The sequence below is a fragment of the Streptomyces sp. NPDC001604 genome, from assembly GCF_042893475.1.
In the GTDB taxonomy this organism is placed as follows: domain Bacteria; phylum Actinomycetota; class Actinomycetes; order Streptomycetales; family Streptomycetaceae; genus Streptomyces.
In genome coordinates, this window is sequence record NZ_JBIAUY010000022.1 from 132,238 (window position 1) to 158,859 (window position 26,622).

Below are 26,622 nucleotides of genomic sequence, written 5' to 3' on the forward strand. Positions count from 1 at the left end.
AAAATCTCGCATTCCCGGGTCTCACACCTGACCTTCATCCTGCGCTCATCCTCAGCCCACCCGCCTTACCGCCGACTTATGACCGAAAAGGGCAGGATGGAGGCACACACTCATGAAGACCCCTGCCCGCGCATGCCCTTGCAGGCGCTACGCGGGTGGACACAGGAAGGACAAGCGACGTGCGCGTACTCGTCGTCGAGGACGAGCAGCTGCTCGCCGATGCGGTGGCCACCGGACTGCGCCGGGAGGCCATGGCCGTCGACGTCGTGTACGACGGTGCGGCCGCCCTGGAGCGCATCGGCGTCAACGACTACGACGTGGTCGTCCTCGACCGCGACCTCCCGCTCGTCCACGGCGACGACGTCTGCCGCAAGATCGTTGAGCTCGGCATGCCCACGCGCGTGCTGATGCTCACGGCCTCCGGCGACGTCAGCGACCGCGTCGAGGGCCTGGAGATCGGCGCCGACGACTATCTCCCCAAGCCCTTCGCGTTCAGCGAGCTCATCGCACGCGTGCGTGCCCTCGGCCGGCGCACCAGTGTGCCGCTGCCGCCGGTCCTGGAGCGGGCGGGCATCAAGCTCGACCCGAACCGCCGCGAGGTCTTCCGCGACGGCAAGGAGGTGCAGCTCGCGCCCAAGGAGTTCGCCGTCCTGGAGGTTCTGATGCGCTCGGAGGGCGCCGTCGTCTCCGCCGAGCAGCTCCTGGAGAAGGCCTGGGACGAGAACACCGACCCGTTCACGAACGTCGTGCGGGTGACGGTCATGACCTTGCGCCGCAAGCTGGGCGAGCCGCCCGTGATCGTCACCGTGCCCGGCTCCGGCTACCGGATCTGATGCGCGATGGCCGCAACACCCGCTGTCCCCACGGCGCCCCCCAAGCCCACCTGGGACCCCAGGAAGCCCGAGCCGCCGTTCCCCTGGCTGCGCCCGACCATCCGCATACGCCTCACGCTGCTGTACGGCGGCATGTTCCTGATCGCCGGCATCCTGCTGCTGTCGATCATCTATCTGCTGGCCGCCCAGGCCCTCCATGAGGGCAGTGGCCAGGCGTTCTCGGTGTCCGGCAACTTCGACATCACCAGCACCACCTGCCCCGCGGTGAACTCGGCACCGCTGAGCGAGGTTGCCTCGATCCTCAAGAACTGCGACGCCATCCAGCGCCAGCACGCCCTCGACGACCTGCTCAGCCGCTCCCTGCTCGCCCTGCTCGGCCTCGCGATCATCGCCTTCGCCTTCGGCTACGCCATGGCCGGCCGGGTGCTCTCCCCGCTCGGCCGGATCCTTCGCACCGCCCGCGCGGTGGCCGGCTCGGACCTGTCCCGCCGTATCGAGCTGGACGGTCCGGACGACGAGATCAAGGAACTGGCCGACACCTTCGACGACATGCTGGAGCGCCTGCAGCGCGCGTTCACCGCCCAGCAGCGCTTCGTCGGCAACGCCTCGCACGAGCTGCGCACCCCGCTCGCGATCAACCGCACGCTCCTCGAGGTGCACCTGTCCGACCCGAACGCGCCGGCGGAGCTGCACCAGCTCGGCAAGACACTGCTGGCCACCAACGAGCGCAGTGAGCAGCTCGTCGAGGGCCTGCTGCTGCTCGCCCGCAGCGACAACCAGATCGTCGAGCGCAAGCCGGTGGACCTCTCCGAGGTCGCCGAGCAGGCCGTCGACCAGGTGCGCTCGGAGGCGGACGCCAAGGGCGTGGTGATCCGCGGCGACCTGAAGCCCGCGGTCGTGCAGGGCAACGGCGTGCTCCTGGAGCGGATCGCGCTGAACCTGGTACAGAACGCCGTGCGGTACAACGTGCCGGAGGACGGCTGGGTCGAGGTCACCACCGAGGTCCAGCACGGTCAGGCGGTCCTGGTGGTGTCGAACACCGGACCAGTGGTACCGGCGTACGAGATCGACAATCTCTTCGAGCCCTTCCGGCGGCTGCGCACGGAGCGCACGGGCAGCGACAAGGGCGTCGGCCTCGGTCTTTCCATCGCCCGGTCGGTGGCCCGGGCCCACGGCGGCCACATTTCGGCCCGGCCCCGCGAGGGGGGTGGCCTCGTGATGCGCGTCGCGCTGCCGATCTGAGATCATGTCGCCGACACACGGGGATGTTCGCTTTGCGCGGAATTTCCTGGCCGCCGAACGGAGCATCCCATGTGTGATCGATCACAAGGGCGATTTTCCAGCCATCTACTCTCCGTGATCATGGGGGCCGCCGTAAAGCCGGGAAAATCCGGGTTTTCGGGTGTCCTGATCACGGGAAGTACAGGGTGAGGCGCCTTTGAAGTGCGGTAGGGGGACCGTGTACGGTCCCGTTCGCCATCCAAGCCGATCACTCTTGAGGAGTCCGGTTGGGTGTCGATTGAGTAACAGACCTTGATGTGAGGCAAAATCTCCGCCTCGGGTCGGGCACAAGTCCGGCCTCTCACGCGTTACGTGCGCTGGAGACACCGCAGACACCCAGAGGGGGAGAGCGACATGGCAACGGATTACGACACCCCACGCAAGACCGACGACGACGTCGACTCGGACAGCCTTGAAGAGCTCAAGGCCAGGCGTAACGACAAGTCGACCTCCGCTGTGGACGTCGACGAGTTCGAGGCCGCCGAAGGCCTGGAGCTGCCCGGCGCGGACCTCTCGAACGAGGAGCTGGCCGTCCGGGTGCTGCCGAAGCAGCAGGACGAGTTCACCTGCATGAGCTGCTTCCTGGTGCACCACCGCAGCCAGCTGGCCCGCGAGAAGAACGGTCAGCCGATCTGCCGCGACTGCGACTGAGGCCGGGTCGGCCGTGACCGGCTCGACCCCTCCTCGGAAGCGCCGCTCCCTTTTGCAGGGAGCGGACGAAGGGCCGCCCGGCGGCCCTCACGGCGCGCGTGACGACGAGCGGGGCCCATCCGGTGCGACACCGGGTACGACAGGGCCCACAGGATCGGCCTCGCTCGAACCGACGGCCGGCCGGGTCGACCTCCCGGCCCCGCCGCGGACACGCGTGCCCGGCGCCAGACGCGCCGGGATGATCCGCGACAAGGCCAGGGAAGGCGTCCGCAAGGGCGGCAGCGCCGCCAGGGCGGGCCTGGCGTACATCGCGGACCGGATCATCGAGAACGCTCCGCGGATCCCCGTACGGGACCTCGCGGCGCTCCGCAGGCAGTTCCCGGGCCTGGGACCCGAGCAGCTCGCGGACAAGCTCGTGGCGGGTGCGGCGGCCGCCACCTCGACGGTCGGCGCGGGGATCGGAGCGGCGGCGATGCTGCCCGTACCGCCCGCGATGCCGACGGAACTGGCCGCCGAGATCACGGGGGTCGCGGCGATCGAGCTGAAACTGATCGCCGAACTCCACGAGGTCTACGGCGTACGCCCGCCCGGCAACCTCAAGCAGCGCAGCACCGCGTATCTCAACTCCTGGTCGGGAGAGCGCGGGATCGACGTGACCAAGCCGTCGACCGTGAACTCCGCGCTGAACGGCCCCATGAAGCGCGAACTGCGCCAGCAGATCATGAAACGGATGGTCCGCGACCTGCCGAACCTCATGCCCTTCATGGTGGGAGCCGCCGTGGGTGCGGTCATGAACCGCCGGGACACCAAGAAGCTCGCGGCGCGGATCCGGAAGGACCTGAGAAAGGTCCAGGTGCCCTGGGACGCACTCCCCGAACTCCCGCCCCTGGAGGCCCCGGAGCGGCCGCTGGAGCTGGGGGACGGCTCAGCGGGCTAGCGGGCTGAGCGGGGTCACGCCACGGCCTCCCTGGCCGTCCTCAGCGCCTGGGCCAGGCGCTCCGGCTCCCGCGTCGACAGGTACAGATACGGCGTCGGGTCCTCGGGATCGGTGACCTCCACGCGCAGGGCCGTGGGGATGTAGGCGCGCAGCAGCAGGAAGGCGCGGGTGTCGGCCTTGTAGGTGCGCCAGGCGCGCGCCTCCTCCGGGTCCAGGACCTCCGCCTCACCCAGTGCCGTCACCGGGATCTTCGCCTCGCCCGCGATCAGCGAGCCGCCCACCACCCGGATGCGGACCGAGCCGTACGCGCTCGCCGCGACCGCCATCGCCGCCGTGCCGCCGACCAGGCCGCCGAGCAGCGGCAGGGTGCCGAAGGGCAGCAGGATCAGGGCGAAGGAGACGCCCACCAGGAAGGAGATCAGCCACCACGAGCGGGGGGCGGTGAGGCGTTCTTCGTAAGGGGTGGCGGAGGGCTGCATGCAGCCAAGCTTGGCATGGTGTCCGGATTTGGTGGACGCGCGGGTAAGGTCTGCGGCTGTGAGTGGTACTTCCCCAGCTCTTCAGCCTCCCGCCGACGCGGTGAAACCGGTGCGGCATCCTGATGCTCCCGCGCCCGGTGAGCTGCTCGGTGCCCACTACGAACAGTGTTTCGGATGCGGCGGCGGGCAGCCCCACGGACTGCACCTGGAGGCACGGGCCGGCGAAGGCGTCACGATCACCGCCGAGTTCACGGTCCAGCCCGCTCACCAGGGGGCGCCCGGACTGGCCCACGGCGGGGTGCTGGCCACCGCCCTGGACGAGACCCTCGGCTCGCTGAACTGGCTGCTCAGGACGATCGCCGTGACCGGACGGCTGGAGACGGACTTCGTGCGGCCCGTTCCGGTCGGCACGGTGCTGCACCTGGAGGCCGAGGTCACGGCGGTGGCGGGCCGCAAGATCTACTCGTCCGCCACCGGACGCATCGGCGGCCCGGACGGGCCCGTGGCCGTGCGCGCCGACGCGCTGTTCATCGAGGTGAAGGTCGACCACTTCATCGACAACGGCCGCCCGGAGGAGATCCGGGCCGCCATGAACGACCCGGACCAGATCCGGCGCTCCCGCGCCTTCGAGGTGAATCCGTGAGCCGTGACCCCGTGAACGTAGCGATCCGGCGCGTCGACCCGGACGTACCGCTTCCGTCGTACGCACATCCCGGTGACGCGGGCGCCGATCTGCGTACCACCGAGGCGTGTGAACTGGAGCCGGGCGAGCGGGCCGTGCTGCCCACGGGGGTGTCGATCGCGCTCCCGGAGGGGTACGCGGCCTTCGTGCACCCGCGGTCCGGGCTCGCCGCCCGCTGCGGTGTCGCCCTGGTGAATGCCCCGGGGACGGTTGATGCCGGGTACCGTGGGGAGATCAAGGTGATCGTGGTGAATCTCGACCCGCGCGAGGCCGTGCGGTTCGAGCGCTTCGACCGGATTGCCCAACTGGTAGTCCAGCAGGTCGAGAGGGTCCGCTTCCAGGAGGTCGCGGAGCTTCCCGGCTCGGCGCGGGCCGAAGGGGGCTTCGGGTCCACCGGAGGTCATGCGGCGGTGGCCGGAACGAACAGCACAAGCGGTCAGGCCGCCGTGGGCGGCACTACGGGTGGGAATCGATACGCTTCGGTCGTATCCGACCGGGAAGGACAGTGACGTGTTCGGACGTCGCAAGAAGAAGGGTGCCGCCGAGGACGCGGCCGGCGAGGCCGAGCAGGTCGTCGACTTTGTCGACACTGAGGCGGACGACGAAGAGGGCGAGCGCGAGCGTGTGAGGCTCGAGCCCGAGCCGCGGCCGGACGGGCCCTGGGACGCCTCCGAGGTGCGCGACCCGGCCGAGGGCCGGGTGGACCTGGGCGGGCTGTTCGTGCCCGGCGTCGACGGCATGGAGCTGCGGGTCGAGGTCGCGGGCGACGCGATCGTCGCGGCGACCGTCGTGCTGCGCGACAGCGCCATCCAGCTGCAGGCCTTCGCCGCCCCCAAGCGCGAGGGCATCTGGGCCGAGGTGCGCGAGGAGATCGGCTCCGGCATCACCCAGCAGGGTGGCATCATCGACGAGGTCGAGGGCCCGCTGGGCTGGGAGCTGCGCGCCCAGGTGCCGGTGCAGCTGCCGGACGGCACGGGCGGCTTCCAGGTCGTGCGGTTCGTCGGTGTGGACGGTCCGCGCTGGTTCCTGCGCGGTGTGATCTCCGGCCAGGGCGCGGTGCAGCCGCAGGCGGCCGGCCTGCTCGAACAGATCTTCCGGGACACGGTCGTGGTCCGCGGCGAGGGCCCGATGGCGCCCCGCGACCCGATCGTCCTGAAGCTGCCGAACGACGCCCAGATGGTCCCCGAGGGTGTCCAGCAGGAGGAGGGCTCGCGCTTCTCCGGCGGTATGGGGCAGCTGCAGCGCGGACCGGAGATCACCGAGGTCCGCTAGGCGTTCCGCCGGGCACGACGTCCGAGAGCCGCACCCCTTCCGGGTGCGGCTCTTTTGCGTGCGTGACCCCTTGACGGCGCATTGGTCTGTACCTACGGTCTCCGCTCAACGCGCCTGTTCATGAAGGCGCTTTGCGTTCACATACGAGAACGGATGCCTCCCATGCGCCGTGCCGCATTCCTCGCAAGCGCCTCCCTGATTGTCGTGTGCATGATCGCCTGGCCCGCGGCCCGCCATGCCGACGCCGCCCCCACCGCCTTCGTGCACCCCGGAGTCACCGTCTCCAAGGCGCAGTTGGACTTCGCGCGTACCGAGGTGAACGCGGGGGCCCAGCCCTGGAAGGGTGCCTTCGACCAGATGATGTCGAGCAAGTACGCCGACCTGAACCGCACGCCGAAACCCCGCGCGACCGTCGAATGCGGCTCCTACTCCGACCCCGACCACGGCTGCACGGACGAACGCCAGGACGCGATCGCCGCGTACACCGACGCACTCGCCTGGTACATCACCCGCGACGACCGGTACGCGAAGAAGTCGATCGAGCTGATGGACGCCTGGTCCGCCGTGATCAAGGAGCACACCAACAGCAACGCGCCCCTGCAGACCGGCTGGGCGGGCTCCTCCTGGCCGAAGGCCGCCGAGATCATCAAGTACACGTACACCGGCAGCTGGCCGAACTCCGGCCGCTTCGCGACCATGCTCCGCAACGTCTACCTCCCCGAGATCATCAACGGCTCCCACTCCAACGGCAATTGGGAGCTGTCGATGATGGAGGCCGCGGTCGGCATCTCCGTCTTCCTGGAGGACAAGGCGTCGTACGACAAGGCCATGGCGAAATTCCGGACCCGTACCGCCGCCTACGTCTATCTCTCCTCCGACGGTGATCTGCCGAAGACCGTGCCCGGCCAGAACCTCGACACCAAGGCGAAGATCGTCAGCTACTGGCAGGGGCAGTCCACCTTCGTCACCGGGCTCACCCAGGAGACCTGTCGCGACTTCACCCACACGGGATACGGCATCTCCGCGATCTCGCATGTCGCCGAGACCAGCCGGATCCAGGGCCAGGACCTGTACGGCACCGACGTCGGCGAACGGCTGCGGCAGGCGCTCGGGTTCCAGGCCAGGTACCAGCTGGGCGCCGCCGTCCCGGGCTGGCTGTGCGGCGGCTCGCTGAAGCTAGGGCTCGGGCCCGTCACCGAGGTCGGCTACAACGCCCTGCACAACCGCCTCGGCATCGCGATGAGCAACACCCAGTCGCTGACCGAGCAGCAGCGCCCGGCCGGCACCAACAGCCTCTTCGTCGCCTGGGAGACCCTCACCCACGGGGACAATCCGAGCTGACCGACCGTTGCAGGACCGGGCGCCGGCTGACGATACTGACGCCCGGCCGACGGCTGCACGGGGGAGGGCACATGAGCCAGGTGGTCACCGGGACCATGGTGCGGGTCGAGAACGTCCACAAGTCCTACGGTCAGGGAGCGGCCGCGGTGCACGCCCTGCGCGGCGTCTCCTTCGAGGTGCCGCGCGGCGAACTCGTGGCCCTCAAGGGACGCTCGGGGTCGGGCAAGACGACGCTCCTCAACATCGTCGGCGGACTCGACGTACCGGACGAGGGACGGGTGAGCGTCGACGGCCTCGACCTGTCACAGCTCGGCGAGGACGGGCTTCTGGCCCTGCGGCGCGAGCGCGTCGGCTTCGTGTTCCAGTCGTTCGGGCTCATACCGATCCTCACGGCCGCCGAGAACGTCGGCGTGCCGATGCGGCTGCGCCGGGCCGAGGTGCGCGAGCGCGAGGAGCGCGTCGAACTGCTGCTCGCCCTCGTCGGTCTCACCGACCACGCGGCACAGCGGCCCGGCGAGCTGTCCGGCGGCCAGCAGCAGCGGGTCGCCATCGCCCGCGCGCTCGCCAACAGCCCCTCGCTCCTCGTCGCCGACGAGCCGACCGGCCAGCTGGACGCCGAGACCGGTCATGCCGTCATGGAGCTGCTGCGGGCCGTCGTCGACAGCGAACAGGTCACCGCCCTGGTCGCCACCCACGACGCGACCCTGCTGGACCTCGCCGACCGGGTGCTGGAGCTGCGCGACGGGGAGATCGCCGAGCCCTGAGGGGCACGCGTCAGAGTTCCGTCAAAGACGGCTCCGATGCCGCTGACGGGACCTTTTGTCGCGATTGCTGGCCGTAAGGTCGACGCTGCGTGGGCAGCAGTGACCGGAAGACAATGGGGCCATGGGACGCGGCAAGCTTCGGATCTACCTCGGTGCGGCACCGGGCGTCGGCAAGACGTACGCGATGCTCTCCGAGGCGCACCGGCGGGTGGAGCGGGGCACCGACTGCGTGGTGGCCTTTGTGGAGCACCACGGGCGCCCGCGCACCGAAGTGATGCTGCACGGCCTGGAGCAGGTGGCCCGCAAGGAGCTGGCGTACCGGGAGACGGCCTTCACCGAGATGGACGTCGACGCCGTCCTCGCCCGCAAACCCCAGGTGGCCCTGGTGGACGAGCTCGCCCACACCAATGTCCCCGGCTCCCGCAACGCCAAGCGCTGGCAGGACGTGGAGGAACTGCTCGCGGCCGGCATCGACGTCGTCTCGACCGTCAACATCCAGCACCTGGAGTCGCTCGGCGACGTCGTCGAGTCGATCACCGGTGTACGGCAGCGGGAGACCGTGCCGGACGAGGTGGTGCGGCGGGCGGACCAGATAGAGCTCGTCGACATGTCGCCCCAGGCGCTGCGCCGGCGGATGGCGCACGGCAACATCTACCAGCCCGACAAGGTCGACGCGGCCCTGTCGAACTACTTCCGGCCCGGCAACCTGACCGCCCTGCGCGAGCTGGCCCTGCTGTGGGTGGCGGATCGGGTCGACGAGTATCTGAAGCAGTACCGCAGCGACCACCGGGTCTCGAGGATATGGGGTTCGCGGGAGCGGATCGTGGTCGGTCTGACCGGCGGACCCGAGGGCCGCACCCTCATCCGGCGGGCCGCGCGCCTCGCCGAGAAGGGCGCGGGCGGCGAGGTCCTGGCCGTCTACATAGCCAGCAGCGACGGACTGACGGCCGCCTCGCCGAAGGAACTGGCCGTGCAGCGCACCCTCGTGGAGGACCTCGGCGGCACCTTCCACCACGTGGTCGGCGACGACGTACCGGCGGCGCTGCTCGCCTTCGCTCGCGGGGTCAACGCCACCCAGATCGTGCTCGGCGTCTCACGGCGCAAGAGCTGGCAGTACGTCTTCGGGCCCGGCGTCGGCGCGACGGTCGCCCGCGACTCGGGGCCCGACCTCGACGTCCACCTGATCACGCACGACGAGGCGGGCAAGGGCCGCGGGCTGCCGGTGGCCCGGGGGGCGCGGCTGGGCCGGTCGCGGATCATCGCGGGCTGGCTGGTCGGCGTCCTCGGCCCCACGCTCCTCGCGGTGCTCCTGAACACCGTCCATCTCGGACTCGCCAACGACATGCTGCTCTTCCTGGCGGTGACGGTCGCGGCGGCGCTGCTCGGGGGCCTGCTGCCCGCGCTGGCCTCGGCCGCGCTGGGCTCGCTGCTGCTGAACTACTTCTACACACCGCCCCTGCACCGCTGGACCATCGCCGACCCGAAGAACATCGTCGCCATCGTGATCTTCGTGGGCGTCGGCGTCTCGGTGGCCTCGGTGGTCGACCTGGCCGCCCGGCGCACCCACCAGGCGGCCCGGCTGCGTGCCGAGTCGGAGATCCTGTCGTTCCTCGCGGGCAACGTGCTGCGCGGCGAGACCGGCCTGGAGGAACTCCTCGAACGGGTCCGTGAGACCTTCGGCATGGAGTCGGCGGCCCTGCTGGAGCGGGCGGGCGACCACGAACCGTGGACCTGCGCGGGCCGCGCGGGCCTCGGGCCCGCGGTGCAGCGGCCGGAAGACGCGGACGTCGACGTGCCGGCCGGAGAGCACATGGCGCTGGCGCTGACCGGGCGGGTGCTGCCCGCCGAGGACCGCCGGGTGCTGGCCGCGTTCGCCGCCCAGGCGGCCGTCGTACTGGACCGCCGGCGCCTCCAGGAGGAGGCCGAACAGGCCCGGGCGCTGGCCGAGGGCAACCGGATCCGGACGGCGCTGCTGGCCGCCGTGAGCCATGACCTGCGTACCCCGCTGGCCGGGATCAAGGCGGCCGTGTCGTCCTTGCGCTCGGACGACGTGGCGTGGTCCGAGGAGGACCAGGCGGAGCTGCTGGAGGGCATCGAGGAGGGCGCCGACCGGCTCGACCACCTTGTGGGCAACCTGCTCGACATGTCCCGGCTGCAGACCGGCACGGTCACCCCGCTGATCCGCGAGGTCGACCTCGACGAGGTCGTACCGATGGCACTGGTCGGAGTGCCCGAGGACAGCGTCGAGCTGGACGTGCCGGAGACCCTGCCCATGGTCGACGTGGACCCGGGCCTGCTGGAGCGGGCAGTGGCCAACCTGGTCGAGAACGCCGTCAAGTACAGCCCGCCGGACCGCGCGGTACTGGTCGCCGCCAGCGCCATCGCCGACCGCGTCGAGGTGCGTGTGGTCGACCGCGGACCCGGGGTCCCCGACGACGCCAAGGAGCGCATCTTCGAGCCCTTCCAGCGCCACGGCGACGCCCCGCGCGGGGCCGGCGTGGGCCTCGGCCTCGCCGTGGCGCGCGGTTTCGCCGAGGCCATGGGCGGCACCCTGAACGCCGAGGACACACCCGGCGGCGGCCTCAGCATGGTCCTCACCCTGCGCGCGGCGGGAACGCGCGTGCCCGAGCTTCTCCACCCGGCGGAACCCGAAAGGCAGGCCACATGACCCGTGTGCTGGTCATCGATGACGAGCCGCAGATCGTGCGCGCCCTCGTGATCAACCTCAAGGCGCGCAAGTACGAGGTCGACGCGGCCCACGACGGCGCCACCGCCCTCCAGCTCGCCGCCGCCCGCCACCCGGACGTGGTCGTCCTCGACCTGGGCCTGCCCGACATGGACGGCGTCGAGGTGATCCGCGGGCTGCGCGGCTGGACCCGCGTGCCGATCCTGGTGCTGTCCGCCCGGCACACCTCCGACGAGAAGGTCGAGGCACTCGACGCCGGTGCCGACGACTACGTCACCAAGCCCTTCGGCATGGACGAACTGCTCGCCCGGCTGCGGGCCGCCGTCCGCCGCGCCGAGCCGGTCGGTGCCGGTGAGGACGACGTGACCACCGTGGAGACCGAGGAGTTCACCGTCGACCTGGCCGCGAAGAAGGTCAACCGGGGCGGCAAGGACGTACGGCTCACGCCCACCGAGTGGCATCTGCTGGAGGTGCTGGTGCGCAACACGGGCCGGCTGGTGAGCCAGAAGCAGCTCCTCCAGGAAGTGTGGGGTCCGTCATACGGGACCGAGACGAACTACCTGAGGGTGTACATGGCCCAGCTGCGCAGGAAGCTGGAGGCGGACCCTTCGCACCCTGAGCACTTCATCACGGAGCCGGGCATGGGGTACCGGTTCGAGACGTGAGGGGCGGTCGGTTCGGGCGCCGAGGTCGCGGGTACGTAGCTGTCAGTGCACCCCGGTACGCTTCAGATATGAGTGCTGTTCCTCAATCCGAAAAGCCGGTGGGCCGGATCCGGCGCATGCTCGACCGGCTCTCCTCTTCGCAGGAGGACCTGGAGTCCGAGGAGCTGCGGGAGGACACCGAGACCGCCGGATGCACCCGGATCGGTGACTGTCACGACCGGCAGATCGTGACGGTTACTGGTACCTTGCGCACGGTCACCCTGCGGCCGCGCGCGGGCGTCCCGGCCCTGGAGGCCGAGCTGTTCGACGGCTCCGCCGCCCTGGACGTGGTGTGGCTCGGCAGGCGCTCCATCGTGGGCATAGAACCGGGGCGCAGGCTGATCGCATCGGGCCGCGTCTCGCTCAGCCGGGGCCGCCGGGTGCTGTTCAATCCGAAATACGAACTGAGACCCCTCGGACGGGAGTAGCCGGTGACGTCGCTCGACAAGCCGACCGAAGACACTCAAGCCGACGACGCCCGGGCGGTGACCGAGGCCGCCCTGTTCGAAGCGTTCGGCGGAGTGCGGGGCATGGTCGAGACGGTGCTGCCCGGCCTCCTCTTCGTCACCATCTTCACGATCAACAAGGACCTGCACTGGTCGGCCATCGCCGCCCTCGCGGTGTCCCTGCTGCTCGTGGTGGTCCGCCTGGTCATGCGGGACACCGTCAAGCACGCGTTCAGCGGTGTCTTCGGTGTCGCCTTCGGTGTCGTCTTCGCGATGATGACGGGCAACGCCAAGGACTTCTACCTCCCCGGCATGCTCTACACGCTGGGTCTGGCGCTGGCGTACATCGTCACGACCCTGTGCGGGGTGCCGCTGCTCGGGCTGATCCTCGGGCCGGTGTTCAAGGAGAACCTCTCCTGGCGGACGCGCAATCCGGGTCGCAAGAAGGCGTATGCCAAGGCCAGTTGGGCCTGGGGCCTCATCCTGCTCGCCAAGTGCGCGATTCTCTTTCCGCTGTACTGGTGGGCGAACACGGCGCAGTTGGGCTGGGTGCTGGTCGCGCTGAAGATCCCGCCGTTCCTGCTGGCTGTCTGGCTCACCTGGGTGTTCCTCGCGAAGGCGCCCGCGCCCATCGACGTGTTTGCGGAGATGGAGGCGGAGGAGAAGGCCGAGAAGGAGCGGGCCGCCACCGCGGGGGCTGAGCCGAGCGGTGGGCGGCACCGTCGGGAGGCGTAAAGGCGTTTTTCGCCCTCGCCGCCCCTTCCCGTCCCGACCCTGGGGGCTGCGCCCCCAGACCTCCGCTTTCGGCCTGACGGCCTCGTCCTCAAACGCCGGACGGGCTGAAATGCAAAGGGCGCCCCTTGAATTTCGGGGCGCCCTTCGGTGTCGCGGCGGTCAGCCTGTGGCATCCTCGCGCCGCACCGAAAGCAGATCCTCCAGCTGCTCCTCCCGCGCCTGCGCGGCTACGAACAGGAGCTCGTCGCCGGGCTCCAGAGAGTCGTCGCGGGACGGGGTGAGGACTCGGGTGCCGCGGATGATCGTGACCAGGGACGTGTCCTCGGGCCATTCGACGTCCCCGACCTGGGTGCCGGCCAGGGCCGACTCCTCCGGCAGCGTCAGCTCCACCAGGTTCGCGTCGCCGTGGCTGAAGCGCAGCAGGCGTACCAGGTCGCCGACCGAGACCGCTTCCTCGACCAGGGCCGACATCAGACGGGGGGTCGAGACCGCCACGTCGACGCCCCAGGACTCGTTGAAGAGCCACTCGTTCTTGGGGTTGTTGACCCGGGCCACGACACGCGGGACGCCGTACTCCGTCTTCGCGAGGAGCGAGACGACCAGGTTCACCTTGTCGTCGCCCGTCGCGGCGATCACCACGTTGCAGCGCTGCAGCGCCGCCTCGTCCAGCGAAGTGATCTCGCAGGCGTCGGCCAGCAGCCACTCCGCCTGCGGGACGCGCTCGACCGAGATGGCGGTCGGCGCCTTGTCGACGAGCAGGACCTCGTGACCGTTCTCCAGCAGCTCGCCCGCGATCGAGCGGCCGACCGCGCCGGCACCGGCAATGGCGACCCTCATCAGTGACCGCCCTCCTCTTCGGGACCCTTGGCGAAGGACGCCTCGACCTTGTCGACCTCGTCGGTGCGCATCATCACGTGCACCAGGTCGCCCTCCTGCAGCACCGTCTGCGAGCTGGGCAGGATCGCCTCACCGAGCCGGGTCAGGAACGCCACGCGGACGCCCGTCTCCTCCTGCAACTTGCTGATCTTGTGGCCGACCCAGGCGGCGGAGGCGTGCACCTCCGCGAGCTGGACACCGCCGGTGGGGTCGCGCCACAAGGGCTCGGCGCCCGAGGGCAGCAGCCGGCGCAGCATCTGGTCGGCCGTCCAGCGGACCGTCGCGACGGTGGGGATGCCGAGGCGCTGGTAGACCTCGGCACGACGCGGGTCGTAGATACGGGCGGCGACGTTCTCCACGCCGAACATCTCGCGGGCCACCCGCGCGGAGATGATGTTCGAGTTGTCTCCGCTGGACACGGCGGCGAAGGCACCGGCCTCCTCGATGCCGGCCTCCCGCAGGGTGTCCTGGTCGAAGCCGATCCCGGTGACCCGACGGCCGCCGAATCCGGGCCCGAGGCGGCGGAAGGCCGTGGGGTCCTGGTCGATCACTGCGACCGTGTGCCCCTGTTGCTCCAGGGTCTGGGCAAGCGCGGAACCCACTCTTCCGCAGCCCATGATGACGATGTGCACGACCGTCCTTCCGGTGTCAAGAGTTACTGCTCAGCCACATCAGGGTCTCAGACAGACGCCCAAGCTACACACGCGCGGTAGGACGACGGCACCCCCGTGCACGGTTGCCGCACCGCGTGTGGCCTCAGCGACGGCTGATGCTGCGGACGCTGGCAAGAGTCAGGATTCCGAGGCCGACGAGGGCCGCCGCGGCGCCGATCAGCTCTGCGGTGGCATGCATGGAACCTCCAAGGGGCGGCAACTGGGGCGGTGATTGTCATATAGGCATGAGGGCGTGGCGACCTGCGGAATCCGTCGCCGGAGCCCCCTTTGTTTTCACTCGGAGGGCAGATGGGTGGGGGAGGGTGGTTGGGTGCCCGTTCGAACGCCTACGATTACCTGTTGTGTCCAAACTGACCGACGTGCCCAAACGGATCCTGATCGGGCGCGCACTGCGCAGTGACCGGCTGGGCGAAACGCTCCTGCCGAAGCGCATCGCCCTCCCCGTCTTCGCCTCCGACCCGCTGTCCTCCGTGGCCTACGCCCCCGGAGAGGTGCTGCTGGTCCTGTCCATCGCGGGCGTGTCGGCGTACCACTTCAGCCCCTGGATCGCCCTCGCGGTCGTCGTGCTGATGTTCACGGTGGTCGCTTCCTACCGGCAGAACGTGCATGCCTACCCCAGTGGCGGCGGCGACTACGAGGTCGCGACCACCAACCTGGGTGCCAAGGCGGGCCTGACCGTGGCCAGCGCCCTGCTCGTCGACTACGTCCTCACCGTCGCCGTGTCGATCGCGTCCGGCATCGAGAACCTCGGCTCCGCGATCCCGTTCGTGGTCGAGCACAAGGTGCTGTGCGCCGTCTCCGTGATCGTGCTGCTGACGCTGATGAACCTGCGCGGCGTGAAGGAGTCCGGCAAGCTCTTCGCGATCCCGACGTATGTGTTCGTCGGTGGCGTGTTCATCATGATCGCGTGGGGTGCGTTCCGCGGGCTGGTGCTCGACGACACCATGCGGGCGCCGACAGCGCAGTACACGATCAAGGCGGAGCACCAGGGGCTGGCCGGTTTCGCGCTGGTCTTCCTGATGCTGCGGGCCTTCTCCTCCGGCTGTGCCGCGCTCACCGGTGTCGAGGCGATCTCCAACGGTGTGCCGGCCTTCCGCAAGCCCAAGTCGAAGAACGCGGCGACCACGCTGGCCGCGATGGGTCTGCTCGCCGTCACCATGTTCTGCGGGATCATCGCCCTCGCCCTGACGACCAAGGTCCGCATGGCCGAGAACCCGGCCACCGACCTGCTCAAGAACGGCGTCGCGATCGGCTCCGGCTATGTCCAGAACCCGGTGATCACCCAGGTGGCCGAGGCCGTCTTCGGTAAAGGCAGCTTCCTGTTCGTGGTGCTCGCCGCGGCCACCGCCCTGGTCCTGTTCCTGGCCGCCAACACCGCCTACAACGGCTTCCCGGTGCTCGGCTCGATCCTCGCCCAGGACCGCTATCTGCCTCGCCAGCTGCACACCCGAGGCGACCGCCTCGCCTTCTCGAACGGCATCGTGCTCCTGGCGGGCGCCGCCACGCTCCTGACCGTGATCTACGGCGCCGACTCGACCCGGCTGATCCAGCTCTACATCGTCGGCGTGTTCGTGTCCTTCACGCTCAGCCAGACCGGCATGGTCCGGCACTGGAACCGCCATCTGGCCGTCGAGAAGGACGTCGCCACCCGCCGCCACATGGTGCGCTCCCGCGCGATCAACGCCTTCGGTGCCTTCTTCACCGGCCTGGTGCTGGTCGTCGTCCTGGTCACCAAGTTCACGCACGGCGCCTGGGTCGCCCTGCTCGGCATGGTGATCTTCTACGCGACGATGACCGCGATCCGTAAGCACTACGACGGCGTGGCCGCGGAGATCGCGGCGCCCGAGGGCCCGAGCGACGACAGCGTACGGCCCTCCCGCGTCCACTCGGTCGTCCTGATCTCGAAGATCCACCGTCCCACGCTGCGCGCCCTCGCCTACGCCAAGCTGATGCGCTCCGACAGCCTGGAGGCGCTCACCGTCAACGTCGACGCGGCGGAGACGAAGGCGCTGAAGGAGGAGTGGGAGCGGCGCGGCATCGACGTACCGCTGAAGGTGCTCGACTCGCCGTACCGCGAGATCACGCGGCCGATCATCGAGTACGTCAGGGGCCTGCGCAAGGAGTCGCCGCGCGACGCGGTGTCCGTGATCATCCCCGAGTACGTGGTCGGCCACTGGTACGAGCACCTGCTGCACAACCAGAGCGCGCTCAGGCTCAAGGGCCGGCTGCTGTTCACGCCGGGCATCATGGTGACGTCCGTGCCCTACCAGCTGCAGTCCTCGGAGGCGGCGAAGAGCAGGGCCCGCAAGCGGCAGGAGTGGAACGCGCCGGGCTCGGTGCGGCGCGGTCCGGCCCAGGAGGGCCGGCCGAAGGAGCCCTCGGGCTCCAAGGGCTGACACACGTCGGTCAACGGCCGGACGGCACCCACGTAGACTGGTGGGCTGTTGTCCGGCTGTTTCCTTTCGCCAATTCCCTTTCGATGTTGTGGAGTCACCCCGCCATGCAGGCAGAACCGAAGAAGTCGCTGGTCGGGGAGGAGTACGAGGTCGAGATCGGCCCCGTCGCCCACGGCGGGCACTGCATCGCCCGTACCGCCGACGGCCAGGTGCTGTTCGTCCGGCACACGCTCCCCGGTGAGCGGGTAGTGGCCCAGGTCACGGAGGGCGAGGAGGGGGCCCGATTCCTGCGCGCCGACGCGGTCCAGGTCCTCTCGGCCTCCAAGGACCGCATCGAGGCGCCCTGCCCCTACGCCGGCCCCGGCCGCTGCGGCGGCTGCGACTGGCAGCACGCCAAGCCGGGCGCTCAGCGGCGGCTGAAGGGCGAGGTGCTCGCCGAGCAGTTGCAGCGGCTCGCGGGCCTGACGCCCGAGGAGGCCGGCTGGGACGGCACGGTGATGCCGGCCGAGGGCGACAAGCTGCCCGCGGGCGAGGTGCCTGCCTGGCGGACGCGGGTGCAGTACGCGGTGGACGCCGACGGCCGTGCCGGTCTGCGCCGGCACCGCTCGCACGAGGTCGAGGCGATCGACCACTGCATGATCGCGGCCGAGGGCGTCAGCGAGTTGGGCATCGAGAAGCGGGACTGGGCGGGCATGGCGTCGATCGACGCCATCGCGGCGACGGGATCGCAGGACCGCCAGGTGATCCTCACGCCGAAGCCGGGCGCCCGCCTGCCGATCGTCGAGCTGGACAAGCCGGTGTCCGTGATGCGGGTGGAGGAGAAGGACGGCGGGGTGCACCGCGTCCACGGCCGTCCCTTCGTCCGAGAGCGCGCGGACGGCCGTACGTACCGGGTCGGCAGCGGAGGCTTCTGGCAGGTCCACCCGAAGGCCGCCGACACCCTGGTGACCGCGGTCATGCAGGGTCTGCTGCCGCGCAAGGGTGAGATGGCGCTCGACCTGTACTGCGGTGTGGGCCTGTTCGCGGGTGCCCTGGCCGACCGGCTCGGCGACAAGGGCGCGGTCCTCGGCATCGAGTCCGGCAAGCGGGCCGTCGAGGACGCCCGGCACAACCTCGCCGACTTCGAGCGGGTGCGGATCGAACAGGGCAAGGTCGAGGCCGTACTGCCGCGCACCGGAATCACCGAGGTCGACCTCATCGTCCTGGACCCCCCGCGATCGGGCGCCGGCCGCCAGACGGTCGCCCACCTGTCGTCCCTGGGCGCCCGCCGAATCGCCTACGTGGCTTGCGACCCGGCGGCACTGGCGCGGGACCTGGCGTACTTCCGGGACGGCGGGTACCGGGTGCGGACGTTGCGGGCGTTCGATCTGTTTCCGATGACGCATCACCTGGAGTGCGTTGCCATCCTTGAGCCGGCGGCAAAGGGCTCCTGACCTGCTGTTTCAGCGGGTGTGTGTGATGTGCGCCGTGGGCGTTACGGGCGATGTCTCGACGCATGTTTGACGCACGCGAGGCTCTTCCGGCGCACATTTGACGCACGTTCTGATGGGACGTCAGGTCGTCGCCGCTGGGCTTCGGTGAGGGGAAGCGCGTCGGCGAACGGCCTCCGTGCCCCTTTCGCGACCGTGAGGTCGAAGTGGATCAGCCGCCACCCGGCGTTTTCGGGTCCCCTGGCCTCATGCCTCCTCGGCGCCGCGGGCCGGCATTGAGCCGTACTGGCTGCGCAGGCGGGCCTTGAGGATCTTGCCGGTGGCGTTGCGGGGCAGGGCGTCGACGAGGACGAGCGACTTGGGGAGCTTGTACTTGGCGAGTCGGCCGGACAGGGAGTCCATGATGTCGTCGGGCGACACGTCGGCGCCCGCGCGGGGCACGACCAGCGCTCTGCCCACTTCGCCCCATCGTTCGTCCGGTACGCCGATCACCGCGCATTCGGCGACCGCGGGATGCTGGTAGAGGAGTTGCTCGACCTCGGCCGGATAGACGTTCTCCCCACCGGAGATGTACATGTCCTTGAGTCGGTCGACGATCGTGACGTACCCCTCCTCGTCGACGGTGGCCGCGTCTCCGGAGCGGAACCAACTTCCTTCGACGAAGGCGTCCTTGGTCGCTTCGGGCCACTGCCAGTAGCCCTTCATCACGTTGAGGCCCTCGATGATCACCTCGCCGACCTCGCCCGGTGCGACATCGGTGAGGTCGGGCCGCACCACGCGTACGTCGGTGAAGAAGCAGGGTGTGCCTGCTGAGCCGGCCTTGCGGATGCTGTCCTGTGCGCGCAGGCCCAGTGCGGCGGGGGCGGTCTCGGTCAGGCCGTACGCCTGGAGGAAGGTCAGGCCACGGTCCTGGTACGTGTGGATGAGGGCCTTGGGTACGGGTGCCGCCGCGCACTGCAGGATCCGGATCGACGACAGGTCGGCCGTCGCCCACCGCGACGACCGGGCCATGGCCTGGTACATCGCGGGCACGCCGAACATCCTCGTCACCCGGCGCTCGGCGATGACGTCCAGCACCCGTTCCGGGTCGAAACCGCGCATCAGCACCGACTTCCCTCCTTTGAGGAAGCCCGGCAGGAAGACGGCGTTGAGGGCGGCGGTGTGGAACATCGGTGCCACCACCAGAGCGACGTCGTCGGAGGCGATGTCCACGTCCAGCAGCATGTTGAAGCAGTTCCAGGCGATGTTGGCGTGGGTGAGCATCACGCCCTTGGGACGGCCGCTGGTGCCCGAGGTGTACTGGATCATGCACACCTCGTCGAGGCCGACCGTCTCGTCCAGGGGGTTGTCCGGCGCGCTCGCGAGCAGCTCCTCGTACGCCTTCCCCACCTCGACGTAGTGCTTCACCTCGACGTCGTCCCTGAACGCGTCGACGACGTCGGTGAGTTCGGTCGCGAACACCAGCACCGACGCTCCCGAGTCGCCCAGGATGAAGGCCAACTCGGGTGCCGCGAGGCGGGTGTTGAGCGGGACGAAGACGGCGCCCAGCGCGTTCGCGGCGAACAGGGTCTCCGCCAGGGCCGGATGGTTCGCGCCGAGGTAGGCCACCCGGTCGCCGTGTCCGACCCCCAGGGCACGCAGAGCGTGAGCGAGCCGCGTCACGCGCGCGGCCAGCTCTCCGTAGGACAGGGATCCGCCATCGTGCACGACGGCGGTGGCCTCCGGTGCCATGCGGGCGCGCCGCGCGGGCCACGAGCCGAGCCCCTGATTGCGCATGGTGCGTCTCTCTTCTCTCAGTGCTCTCAGAGCCAGTCGGGCCAGGTGTAGTCGGCGGATGCGTCGTGGTCCCGGCGGGGTGGCAAAGGCGCGAGCCGCCCCCGGGAGAAGACCAGCGGTGCGGCGCCGGTCTTCTCCACCCCGAGTTCCCGGACGCGGCCGAGGACGAAGTAGTGGTCGCCGAGGGTCCACACGTCGGCGATGTCGCAGTCGATCCAGGCGGCGACGCCCGCCAGGACGGGGCTGCCCGAGGCCGCGCCGCGCCACGGGTGGCGGTCGAAGACGTCGGGTGCCTTGGCGCTGACCTCCCGGCACAGGCCCTCCTGGCCGGCGGCCAGCACGTTCACGCAGAAGGCGCCGCCGGCCATGATCCTTGGCCAGGTCGTGGAGGAGCAGCCGGGGAAGAACGCGACGAGCGGAGGGTCCAGGGACACCGAGGTGAACGAGCCGATCACCATGCCGACCGGGGTGCCGTCGGGTTCCTTGGCGGTGACCACCGTGACACCCGTCGGGTAGTGGCCGAGCACGTGCCGGAACAAGCCGGGGTCGTCCGCCGGGCCACCGCCGGGCGCCGTCGCGGCGGGCGTCTGCCGGTTCACGCCCGGGTCTCCAGCCCGAGCAGAGAACGGGCGTACGCCGTAGCCCACGAGCCGTGTTGCGCGTTGATGTGGGTCTTGTACGTGGCGACGTCGCGCAGGTACCGCTGCATGCGCTCGCCGTTCGCCAGCGCGCTGGAGCCACTGGCCGCGGCCAGCATCTCCACGGCCTGGCAGGCGAGTTGGCCGGACTGCCGGGCCGTGACGGAGAGGGCCTGGTCGTCCAGTTCGGAGAAGGGCTCACCCCCTGCCAGGCCCCGGGCGGCGTACGTGATGTAGTCGTCGGCGACCGACAGGATGATCCGCTGCGCGCTGTCGGCCAGGGCCGTGGCCAGGCCGAGGTTGCGCTGGTGTTCCGGATCGTGGCTGCGCGGCTTGAAGGGCGGCAGCGGGCTGTTCTTGGTGGTGATGATCCGCCGGTACTCGTCGACCGCGGCCCAGGCGGTGCCCGCCACGATCGAACACAGCTGGATGTTGAAGAACGACATCAGCCGGCCCGCGTACATCGGGTTGCCGTGCAGTTCCACACCCGGCCCGTCGGTGACGTCGCTCGCCGTGAGGTGGGTCCTGGACACGTACTCGTACGGTACGAGGACGTCCTCGGCCACGACGCTGTTGGAGCCGCTGCCGCGGAAGCCCAGGATCTCGCCCCAGTTGTCGAGCATCCGCCAGCCGGAGGGCACGAGCACCATGCCCGGCACGGGCATGCCGCCCTCCTCGTCGATGATGAGCACGCCACCCAGGAAGTGCGTGGAGACGTTGACCCCGGAGGCGTAGTCCCAGCGGCCCTTGACCAGGTACCCGTCGGGGGTCCTCGTCGCGGTGGCGCTCGGGGCGATCGGCAGCGGGGCCCGGAAGTCACCGTCCGGCCCGAACACCTCGCGCTGGGTGCTCTCGGGGAAGCGGCCGGCCACCACCAGGCTGTGGGAGGCGGCCAGACACAGGTTCCAGCCGCTGGACGGGCAGCCGCGGGCCACCTCGGTGACCATCCGGGAGTAGGTCCGCAGGTCGAACTCGTAGCCGCCGAAGCGGCGTGGCTGGAGGGACCGGTAGAAACCCGCCTCCAGGAACGCCTTGTGCGTGTCCTCGGAGATACCGGTCCCTTGTTCGGTCTCGTCCTGGTGATCACGCAGCCAGGCCCTCATGCCTGCGGCCCGGCGCACCAGTTCCTCCGGTGTCAGGTCCGGCTCCGGCTGCGGAATCTCGATGATTTTCTCGGCTGCCTCGGTTGTCTCGGACAATTCGCACCCCATCCGCTGCTGTTCTGGGTCGGCCTGAAGGGAGTGTTGGCAGCGCGGCGAAGGACCGTCCAATGCCGGTAGCGGCGGGCTTGATAAGTGCCGTGCATCACAGCAGGTCGGAGGGGGGCGGGAATGCCGCACATTTCCGCCTGGTGACGTGCGGGGAAGCGCGCTGTAACCTGGCGCGGACCACAACGCCGTGGACCTCGCCTTTCTGGAGGGCGGAGTGGAACTCCGGAGCCTGCGCCATTTCTCGGCGCTCGCCGAGACCTTGAACTACCGGGTCGCTGCCGAGCGTCTGCACCTCACCCAGCCCGCGCTGACGCGATCGATCGCCGCCCTTGAGCGTGAGCTGGGCGTCCAGCTGTTCGACCGCGACAAACGGCATGTGGCGCTCACCGCCGACGGCGCGGAACTGCTCGAACGGGCGGGCGAGGTACTGGCCGATGCCGACCGGCTCGCCGCCGCCGCGGACGCCATGAGGGCCAGGCGACGGGACGAGGTGCGGGTCGCGCTCTACGGGGTGGCTCTCGCGGAGCTGACGCATCCGGTCATCGAGGCGTTCTGCGAGCGGTATCCCAGAGCCACGATCCGGGTGCACGAAGCGGACTTCCACCAGGGGCAGGCCCCGCTGCTGGCCGGCGAGTGGGACGTGGCGCTGTTGTGTCTGAACGTCGACATGCCGGGCCTGACCCGCGTACCGATCTTCACCGAGCCGGTTTCCCTCGCGCTGTGGAAGGGGCACCCGCTGGCCTCGGCCGCCGCGGTGGACATGGCCGAGGTCTACGACCAGCCCTGGGTCACCCCCCACCCGGGCGACGACTTGTGGGTGGGGGGACGCCACGGGGACCACGACGCCCCGACAGTCGGCTCCCACGCCCGCTCGGTCCTGGACATGACCTCGAAGATCGCCTACCAGCACATGGTGGGACTGATGCCGCTGTCGGGCACCCGGATGTTCCCGCACCACCCGGGAGTGGAGGCCGTCGCTCCGAAAAAGCCCCTCCACGCGGTGGCCGCGGTCGCCTATCCGAGGACGGGCCACTCGCCCGCCGCCCCGGCGTTCGCCGAGGTCGCACGCCGGGTGGCCCGACGCGCGACCGGCGTTCCGTACGCCGAACTCGCCCGGTAGGAGCGGTCAGCCGCCGTACGGTGGCTCGCCCGCCCAGGCCGCGTGCAGGACGGCGCGCAGACCGTCGGCGGAGGCCGGGCGGGGATTCGCGTACGGCGCCCCGAGAGCGACCTCGACCGCACGGTCCACGTCGGCGGCGGTCAGGCCCAGGTCGGCGAGCGATCGAGGGATGCCAAGACGCTCGCCCAGCTCGTGCAACTCCCGTACCGGATCCGGGACATCGAGCGCCCGGCGCAGCGCCGCCAGTGCCTCGGGAACCGCCGGCGCGTTGAAGGCCGGCACATGGGGCAGGACGACGGCGTGTGTCTCGGCGTGCGGCAGGTCGAAGGTGCCGCCGAGCACATGGCAGAGCTTGTGGTGCAGCCCCATGGTGGTCGCGCCGAGACAGGCGCCGCGCAGCCACGCCCCATACAGCGCGCGGCTGCGCGTCATGCCCCGAGGGGGCCGAACCGCAGTCGGCTTCCGCGTGCTACGGCTGCGTTCACGAGCACCGGCTCCATGAGGTGCTGCGGCATGTCGCACATGCGGGTGGGGCTCGCGAGCTCGTGCGCGGCCTGCACGAGTGGTTCGTTGCCCCAGGACCTCAGCCGAGCGAGCTCCTCGCCCGCGATGGCGGTGCAGAAGACGGTGTTGCCCATCAGATGCTGCGGCGTGGCCTGGGCGGTCACATCCTCTTCGACACCCAGGTCACGCAGCACTTCCATGGTGCGCTGGTTGGTGATGTGCGCCCGGGTGCGTGTCCGCGAGGCGTGAGCAGCGGGCGGGTGACCATGACGTTCGGCACGCCCTAGGTGCTCAACGCCAGTGCGGCGCTTGCTTCCGCGGGCCCGCTGCCCACGACGAGCACTTCGGTCTCGACGGTCGGCACGGTTGTCACGGTTGTCATCGGGACGTTTCCTCCCCATCCGCCAGTCGCTTGTCCAGCCAGGTCATCAGTGCCTCGGCCACGTCGTCGGAGTTCTTCTCGCCCATGGGCAGGTGACCGTTGCCCGTGAGCCCCAGGTCCGCCAGGCGCAGCAACTCGACGTCGGCACCGGCCTGTGCGAGGTAGTCGGCGACACCGTGCTGGAACGACGCGAACGGCGAGTGGTCGGCCGCGACCACGGCGATCGGGAAGCCCTGGAGCCCCGGCAGGGACCGCACGGCGCCTGCCTTTTCGTCCTGGACGAGACAGTCCTGCAGCCCGTCGCCCCCCGCCTCGCGCAGCCGGAGGTGCAGTTCCTCCGGGGTCCGTACCGGCGGCTCGTAAGTGATCGGGGCCGCGGTGAGCCCCCACTCCAGCTTTCCGAGGCCGGGCAGTTCGGTGAACGGTGGCCCGATCGGCTCGATGGAGACCACGGCCTTCACCTGCCCGGGCCGGGCATCGGCGACCAGCCAGCCGAACGGCCCTCCCATGGAGTGGGTGATCAGCACGGCCGGTCCGATACGGTCCAGCAACTCGGCCCCGCAGCGCCGCATCTGCTCCTCGTTCTCGGCGAAGGTGGGCAGCGTCGGGCCCTGGCTCGCCATCAACTGGTCCAGTGCGGGGTCGTCGCTGATCTCGCCGCTGCCGGGCCACTGGCTGCCAGGTCGTCCCGCCCCCTCGCAGAACAGCCAGCGGATGAACTCGTACGTCGGCGCCGCGCCCTCGATGGGTCCGAGGACATCGGGGTGGTAGGGGGAGCGCCCGTGACCTGGACGGTCGACCACGTACACGGCGTATCCGGCCTGGAGGAACCGGGTGGCCCAGCCGGGGCGTCCGTCCGGCGTCGACAGGTAGTCCGTGCCCTGGCCGCCGCCCCCGTGGACCATCACCACGGGCAGCGGATGCCGGAGATCGGCCGGGATCTGGTACTGGACGTACATCGCGGCCTCGGCGGCGGTCCCGGCCTCGGTCGGCTTGCGCCCGACACCGATCCAGAACGCGCCTTGCTCGCTGATCGTCAACGGCGGGGCGGCACGGCCCGGCTCGGTGGTTGCGGGTGTGGGGGAGATGGTCATCGTCGAACCTCCGTCACGGCGTCTGCGCCCATGCCCAGCACTATTGGTGACCGGCTCCGGGGCGGTCCAATGCCGGTTGGGGACGCCGTGATGCATGGCGCTCATCAGCGTCCCCGAGGGCGGCTGCTTCACCGGGAAGGTGCGCGTGGCGGCGAGGGTGACCAGGGCGTCGGTGCAGAGCGCGGCCTTCAACTGCTCGACGACCGGCAGTTTGTGCTGCGGGTCGGTGTCGGAGAGGCGTCCTCCAACGGGGGCCGACCTGGTCGAGGCGGGCCCCTGGTGGTCTCGGGAGGGCAGACGTGTGCTCGCCACTGGCCGTGGCACGGCAGTTCCGTGCCGGTTGGTGATCTCAGGTGATGAGGGGAGAGGCGATGACGACCGTGACGTCGGCCTGTTCGGGGCCCGTGCGGTAGACGTGCGGGGCATCGCCCGCGAAGGCGAGCAGGTCGCCGGGGTGCAGGTCGGTCGGCGCGTCGGCGGGCCCGGCCGTGAGGTGGCCGGAGGAGACGAGCAGGTGCTCGATGGTGCCGGTCGCGTGGGGTACGCCGTCCAGGTGTGTGCCCGGGGGCATGCGCAGCCGCCAGATCTCCAGGCTGTTGCCGCTGCTGATGCGGCGCAGCAGTTCGCGTCCCACTTCGCCGTCGGCCAGGTCGGTGCCGGGTACGAACACCGGCCCCGGGTCGGTGTCGCGGGCCAGGAGGTCGGTCAACGGGATGCGCAGGGCGATCGCGAGCGCGTCGAGGGTTTCGATCGTCGGGTTTCCCCGCCCGGCCTCCAGCTTCGACAGCGTCGCCTTGCCCAGGCCCGCCCTGCGGGCCAGCTCGGCGCTGCTCATACCGCGCTGCTCGCGGCGCCGGCGGATCTGCGCACCGACCGCGATCGCGGTGCTGCTGGCGGGCCGGCGCTCCTCCGGTGGCGTCATCACAGCTCCCGGTGGGTGGCGCCGTAGGAGACGCGGATGCGGCCTTTTTTGACCTTCAGTGTCGGCAGTACGACGTCGGCGAGGTCGCCGAGGCTGCGCACATGGGTTCCACCGCACGGAGCCGAGTGCAGCTGGCCCAGGTGAACGATGCGGCGCCCCTCGGCGTCGTTCTCCCAGGTCACGGAAAGGTCCTCGGCCATGGCCTTGGCGACCGCCGTCCGCAGGGCCTCGGTGGCCTCCTCCCTGCCCGCCGGGGTGCCCAGGCGGGCGTCCGGCGTCGGCGCGGTGAACTCGATCCTGGCCTGGCCGGGGAAGTGGTTGTTGGCGGCCGGCACCCAGCCCTGTGCCCGTCCGGCCGCCTCGATCAGGTGGCCGGCGGTGTGCAGGGCGGCATGCGCGAGGCGCGTCGGAAGGTCGATGCGCACCGCGACCGGCTGCCCGACCGAGAAGACCGGCAGCACCGTCTCACCGCAGGCCACCGACACCACCAGCCCGGAGTCGTGATCCCGTACGGGGACGATCTCGTGACCGTCCACCCAACCGCGGTCGGCCGGCTGACCGCCCCCCTGGGGATGGAACAGACAGTGCTCGACGGCCACCCACGGTGTGCCCTCGTGTTCACCCAGGGCAGCGACCCGGGTCTGGGCGCGTTCCTCGTACGTGTCCGCGTAGTAGGCGGCGACCTGCATGACACCTCACTAATCTTGATGAACTCTACGTTCACTATAACGAACGATCCTGTAGGGGCCGTCCCGTCCCCCCGGCAGGGAGACGGGACGGCCTTCGAC

At 70.1% G+C, this 26,622-nt stretch carries 26 protein-coding genes and 1 pseudogene; 16 read left to right on the top strand and 11 right to left on the bottom strand.

All coding sequences use genetic code 11. From position 1 onward, the window contains the following. Positions 1-179: 179 nt before the first annotated feature. From ACFY1E_RS40750 to ACFY1E_RS40765, 4 genes are all read left to right on the top strand, one after another. The gene (locus tag ACFY1E_RS40750; RefSeq protein ID WP_003993508.1) at positions 180-833 is read left to right on the top strand and encodes a response regulator transcription factor; all 654 of its coding nucleotides are present in this window, start codon (positions 180-182) and stop codon (positions 831-833) included. Positions 834-839: 6 nt separating this feature from the next. Further along, a complete protein-coding gene (locus ACFY1E_RS40755; protein WP_389085727.1) occupies positions 840-2,075 on the top strand; it encodes a sensor histidine kinase in 1,236 nt (411 codons plus the stop codon). A 393-nt stretch (positions 2,076-2,468) separates the two neighbouring features. After that, entirely contained in the window at positions 2,469-2,765 is a 297-nt protein-coding gene (locus tag ACFY1E_RS40760; protein ID WP_005481602.1) for a DUF4193 domain-containing protein, read from the top strand. Positions 2,766-2,778: 13 nt separating this feature from the next. Next, positions 2,779-3,702, top strand: coding sequence for a hypothetical protein (locus tag ACFY1E_RS40765; protein ID WP_389085729.1), 924 nt, complete (start codon positions 2,779-2,781; stop codon positions 3,700-3,702). Positions 3,703-3,716: 14 nt separating this feature from the next. Here the strand turns inward: ACFY1E_RS40765 and ACFY1E_RS40770 are convergent, their stop codons facing one another. After that, positions 3,717-4,181 carry a DUF3093 domain-containing protein gene (locus ACFY1E_RS40770; protein WP_389085732.1) on the bottom strand — a complete coding sequence of 155 codons (465 nt, stop codon included), beginning with the start codon at positions 4,179-4,181 and terminating at the stop codon, positions 3,717-3,719. A gap of 58 nt (positions 4,182-4,239) precedes the next feature. Between ACFY1E_RS40770 and ACFY1E_RS40775 the strand changes: the two genes are divergently transcribed. The 9 genes from ACFY1E_RS40775 to ACFY1E_RS40815 all read left to right on the top strand — a co-directional run bounded on the left by ACFY1E_RS40775 (position 4,240) and on the right by ACFY1E_RS40815 (position 12,811). Continuing rightward, positions 4,240-4,824, top strand: coding sequence for a PaaI family thioesterase (locus tag ACFY1E_RS40775; RefSeq protein ID WP_389085734.1), 585 nt, complete (start codon positions 4,240-4,242; stop codon positions 4,822-4,824). After that, the gene (dut, locus tag ACFY1E_RS40780) at positions 4,821-5,372 is read left to right on the top strand and encodes a dUTP diphosphatase (RefSeq protein ID WP_389085736.1); all 552 of its coding nucleotides are present in this window, start codon (positions 4,821-4,823) and stop codon (positions 5,370-5,372) included. Before ACFY1E_RS40775 ends, dut begins: the two co-directional genes overlap by 4 nt. Position 5,373: 1 nt before the next feature. Then, positions 5,374-6,135, top strand: coding sequence for a DUF3710 domain-containing protein (locus tag ACFY1E_RS40785; RefSeq protein ID WP_389085739.1), 762 nt, complete (start codon positions 5,374-5,376; stop codon positions 6,133-6,135). A 210-nt stretch (positions 6,136-6,345) separates the two neighbouring features. Further along, a complete protein-coding gene (locus ACFY1E_RS40790) occupies positions 6,346-7,476 on the top strand; it encodes an alginate lyase family protein (protein WP_389085741.1) in 1,131 nt (376 codons plus the stop codon). Positions 7,477-7,547: 71 nt separating this feature from the next. Continuing rightward, positions 7,548-8,240 (top strand): ABC transporter ATP-binding protein, encoded by a 693-nt coding sequence (locus ACFY1E_RS40795; RefSeq protein WP_389085744.1) that lies wholly within the window; start codon positions 7,548-7,550, stop codon positions 8,238-8,240. A 121-nt stretch (positions 8,241-8,361) separates the two neighbouring features. After that, positions 8,362-10,908, top strand: coding sequence for an ATP-binding protein (locus tag ACFY1E_RS40800; protein WP_389085746.1), 2,547 nt, complete (start codon positions 8,362-8,364; stop codon positions 10,906-10,908). After that, complete coding sequence (locus tag ACFY1E_RS40805) at positions 10,905-11,591, top strand: response regulator (RefSeq protein WP_389085749.1); 687 nt, start codon at positions 10,905-10,907, stop codon at positions 11,589-11,591. The genes ACFY1E_RS40800 and ACFY1E_RS40805 overlap by 4 nt, the downstream gene beginning before the upstream one ends. Before the next feature lie 68 nt (positions 11,592-11,659). Further along, on the top strand, positions 11,660-12,058 hold the full coding sequence (locus tag ACFY1E_RS40810) for an OB-fold nucleic acid binding domain-containing protein (RefSeq protein WP_115909545.1): 399 nt from the start codon (positions 11,660-11,662) through the stop codon (positions 12,056-12,058). 3 nt (positions 12,059-12,061) lie between these two features. Then, positions 12,062-12,811 (top strand): DUF3159 domain-containing protein, encoded by a 750-nt coding sequence (locus tag ACFY1E_RS40815; RefSeq protein ID WP_351483070.1) that lies wholly within the window; start codon positions 12,062-12,064, stop codon positions 12,809-12,811. A 159-nt stretch (positions 12,812-12,970) separates the two neighbouring features. Here the strand turns inward: ACFY1E_RS40815 and ACFY1E_RS40820 are convergent, their stop codons facing one another. Both ACFY1E_RS40820 and ACFY1E_RS40825 read right to left on the bottom strand, forming a co-directional pair. Further along, on the bottom strand, positions 12,971-13,648 hold the full coding sequence (locus ACFY1E_RS40820; RefSeq protein ID WP_389085752.1) for a potassium channel family protein: 678 nt from the start codon (positions 13,646-13,648) through the stop codon (positions 12,971-12,973). Next, positions 13,648-14,319, bottom strand: a complete 672-nt coding sequence (locus ACFY1E_RS40825) for a TrkA family potassium uptake protein (protein WP_030939613.1) — start codon at positions 14,317-14,319, stop codon at positions 13,648-13,650. Before ACFY1E_RS40825 ends, ACFY1E_RS40820 begins: the two co-directional genes overlap by 1 nt. A 383-nt stretch (positions 14,320-14,702) precedes the next feature. Between ACFY1E_RS40825 and ACFY1E_RS40830 the strand changes: the two genes are divergently transcribed. Next, complete coding sequence (locus ACFY1E_RS40830; RefSeq protein WP_389085755.1) at positions 14,703-16,757, top strand: APC family permease; 2,055 nt, start codon at positions 14,703-14,705, stop codon at positions 16,755-16,757. Between the two features lie 104 nt (positions 16,758-16,861). Further along, positions 16,862-18,190: a class I SAM-dependent RNA methyltransferase gene (locus ACFY1E_RS40835; RefSeq protein ID WP_389085757.1), complete on the top strand. Its 1,329-nt coding sequence runs from the start codon at positions 16,862-16,864 to the stop codon at positions 18,188-18,190. Between the two features lie 243 nt (positions 18,191-18,433). Here ACFY1E_RS40835 and ACFY1E_RS40840 read toward each other — a convergent pair whose 3' ends face one another. The 3 genes from ACFY1E_RS40840 to ACFY1E_RS40850 are packed head-to-tail and all read right to left on the bottom strand — an operon-like array spanning position 18,434 to position 21,800. Beyond that, positions 18,434-19,963, bottom strand: a complete 1,530-nt coding sequence (locus tag ACFY1E_RS40840; RefSeq protein WP_389085760.1) for a long-chain fatty acid--CoA ligase — start codon at positions 19,961-19,963, stop codon at positions 18,434-18,436. 26 nt (positions 19,964-19,989) lie between these two features. Continuing rightward, positions 19,990-20,562, bottom strand: coding sequence for a flavin reductase family protein (locus ACFY1E_RS40845; protein ID WP_389085762.1), 573 nt, complete (start codon positions 20,560-20,562; stop codon positions 19,990-19,992). Further along, positions 20,559-21,800 carry an acyl-CoA dehydrogenase gene (locus tag ACFY1E_RS40850; protein ID WP_389085765.1) on the bottom strand — a complete coding sequence of 414 codons (1,242 nt, stop codon included), beginning with the start codon at positions 21,798-21,800 and terminating at the stop codon, positions 20,559-20,561. Before ACFY1E_RS40850 ends, ACFY1E_RS40845 begins: the two co-directional genes overlap by 4 nt. Before the next feature lie 199 nt (positions 21,801-21,999). Here ACFY1E_RS40850 and ACFY1E_RS40855 point away from each other — a divergent pair, with 199 nt between their 5' ends. After that, complete coding sequence (locus ACFY1E_RS40855; RefSeq protein ID WP_389085767.1) at positions 22,000-22,932, top strand: LysR family transcriptional regulator; 933 nt, start codon at positions 22,000-22,002, stop codon at positions 22,930-22,932. A gap of 6 nt (positions 22,933-22,938) precedes the next feature. Here the strand turns inward: ACFY1E_RS40855 and ACFY1E_RS40860 are convergent, their stop codons facing one another. The 5 genes and pseudogenes from ACFY1E_RS40860 to ACFY1E_RS40880 form a co-directional block, all read right to left on the bottom strand. Next, positions 22,939-23,364 (bottom strand): iron-containing alcohol dehydrogenase, encoded by a 426-nt coding sequence (locus ACFY1E_RS40860; protein WP_389085770.1) that lies wholly within the window; start codon positions 23,362-23,364, stop codon positions 22,939-22,941. A 14-nt stretch (positions 23,365-23,378) separates the two neighbouring features. Beyond that, positions 23,379-23,818: pseudogene (locus tag ACFY1E_RS40865) on the bottom strand (FAD-dependent monooxygenase); the annotation flags it as partial. Continuing rightward, positions 23,815-25,224: an alpha/beta hydrolase gene (locus ACFY1E_RS40870; protein WP_389085772.1), complete on the bottom strand. Its 1,410-nt coding sequence runs from the start codon at positions 25,222-25,224 to the stop codon at positions 23,815-23,817. The pseudogene ACFY1E_RS40865 and the gene ACFY1E_RS40870, both read right to left, overlap by 4 nt. A 37-nt stretch (positions 25,225-25,261) precedes the next feature. Continuing rightward, on the bottom strand, positions 25,262-25,834 hold the full coding sequence (locus ACFY1E_RS40875; protein WP_389085775.1) for a helix-turn-helix domain-containing protein: 573 nt from the start codon (positions 25,832-25,834) through the stop codon (positions 25,262-25,264). Then, positions 25,834-26,523: a metal-dependent hydrolase gene (locus ACFY1E_RS40880; RefSeq protein WP_389085777.1), complete on the bottom strand. Its 690-nt coding sequence runs from the start codon at positions 26,521-26,523 to the stop codon at positions 25,834-25,836. Before ACFY1E_RS40880 ends, ACFY1E_RS40875 begins: the two co-directional genes overlap by 1 nt. Positions 26,524-26,622: the final 99 nt, after the last annotated feature.

Excerpts from the sequence above, each read along its gene's own strand:
- ACFY1E_RS40860 (WP_389085770.1), bottom strand. The coding sequence starts at position 23,364 with ATGACGCGCAGCCGCGCGCTGTATGGGGCGTGGCTGCGCGGCGCCTGT.
- ACFY1E_RS40755 (WP_389085727.1), top strand. The coding sequence starts at position 840 with ATGGCCGCAACACCCGCTGTCCCCACGGCGCCCCCCAAGCCCACCTGG.
- ACFY1E_RS40840 (WP_389085760.1), bottom strand. The coding sequence starts at position 19,963 with ATGCGCAATCAGGGGCTCGGCTCGTGGCCCGCGCGGCGCGCCCGCATG.
- ACFY1E_RS40835 (WP_389085757.1), top strand. The coding sequence starts at position 16,862 with ATGCAGGCAGAACCGAAGAAGTCGCTGGTCGGGGAGGAGTACGAGGTC.
- ACFY1E_RS40875 (WP_389085775.1), bottom strand. The coding sequence starts at position 25,834 with ATGACGCCACCGGAGGAGCGCCGGCCCGCCAGCAGCACCGCGATCGCG.
- ACFY1E_RS40810 (WP_115909545.1), top strand. The coding sequence starts at position 11,660 with ATGAGTGCTGTTCCTCAATCCGAAAAGCCGGTGGGCCGGATCCGGCGC.
- ACFY1E_RS40770 (WP_389085732.1), bottom strand. The coding sequence starts at position 4,181 with ATGCAGCCCTCCGCCACCCCTTACGAAGAACGCCTCACCGCCCCCCGC.
- ACFY1E_RS40790 (WP_389085741.1), top strand. The coding sequence starts at position 6,346 with ATGATCGCCTGGCCCGCGGCCCGCCATGCCGACGCCGCCCCCACCGCC.
- ACFY1E_RS40795 (WP_389085744.1), top strand. The coding sequence starts at position 7,548 with ATGAGCCAGGTGGTCACCGGGACCATGGTGCGGGTCGAGAACGTCCAC.
- ACFY1E_RS40820 (WP_389085752.1), bottom strand. The coding sequence starts at position 13,648 with ATGAGGGTCGCCATTGCCGGTGCCGGCGCGGTCGGCCGCTCGATCGCG.
- ACFY1E_RS40880 (WP_389085777.1), bottom strand. The coding sequence starts at position 26,523 with ATGCAGGTCGCCGCCTACTACGCGGACACGTACGAGGAACGCGCCCAG.
- ACFY1E_RS40805 (WP_389085749.1), top strand. The coding sequence starts at position 10,905 with ATGACCCGTGTGCTGGTCATCGATGACGAGCCGCAGATCGTGCGCGCC.
- ACFY1E_RS40800 (WP_389085746.1), top strand. The coding sequence starts at position 8,362 with ATGGGACGCGGCAAGCTTCGGATCTACCTCGGTGCGGCACCGGGCGTC.
- ACFY1E_RS40760 (WP_005481602.1), top strand. The coding sequence starts at position 2,469 with ATGGCAACGGATTACGACACCCCACGCAAGACCGACGACGACGTCGAC.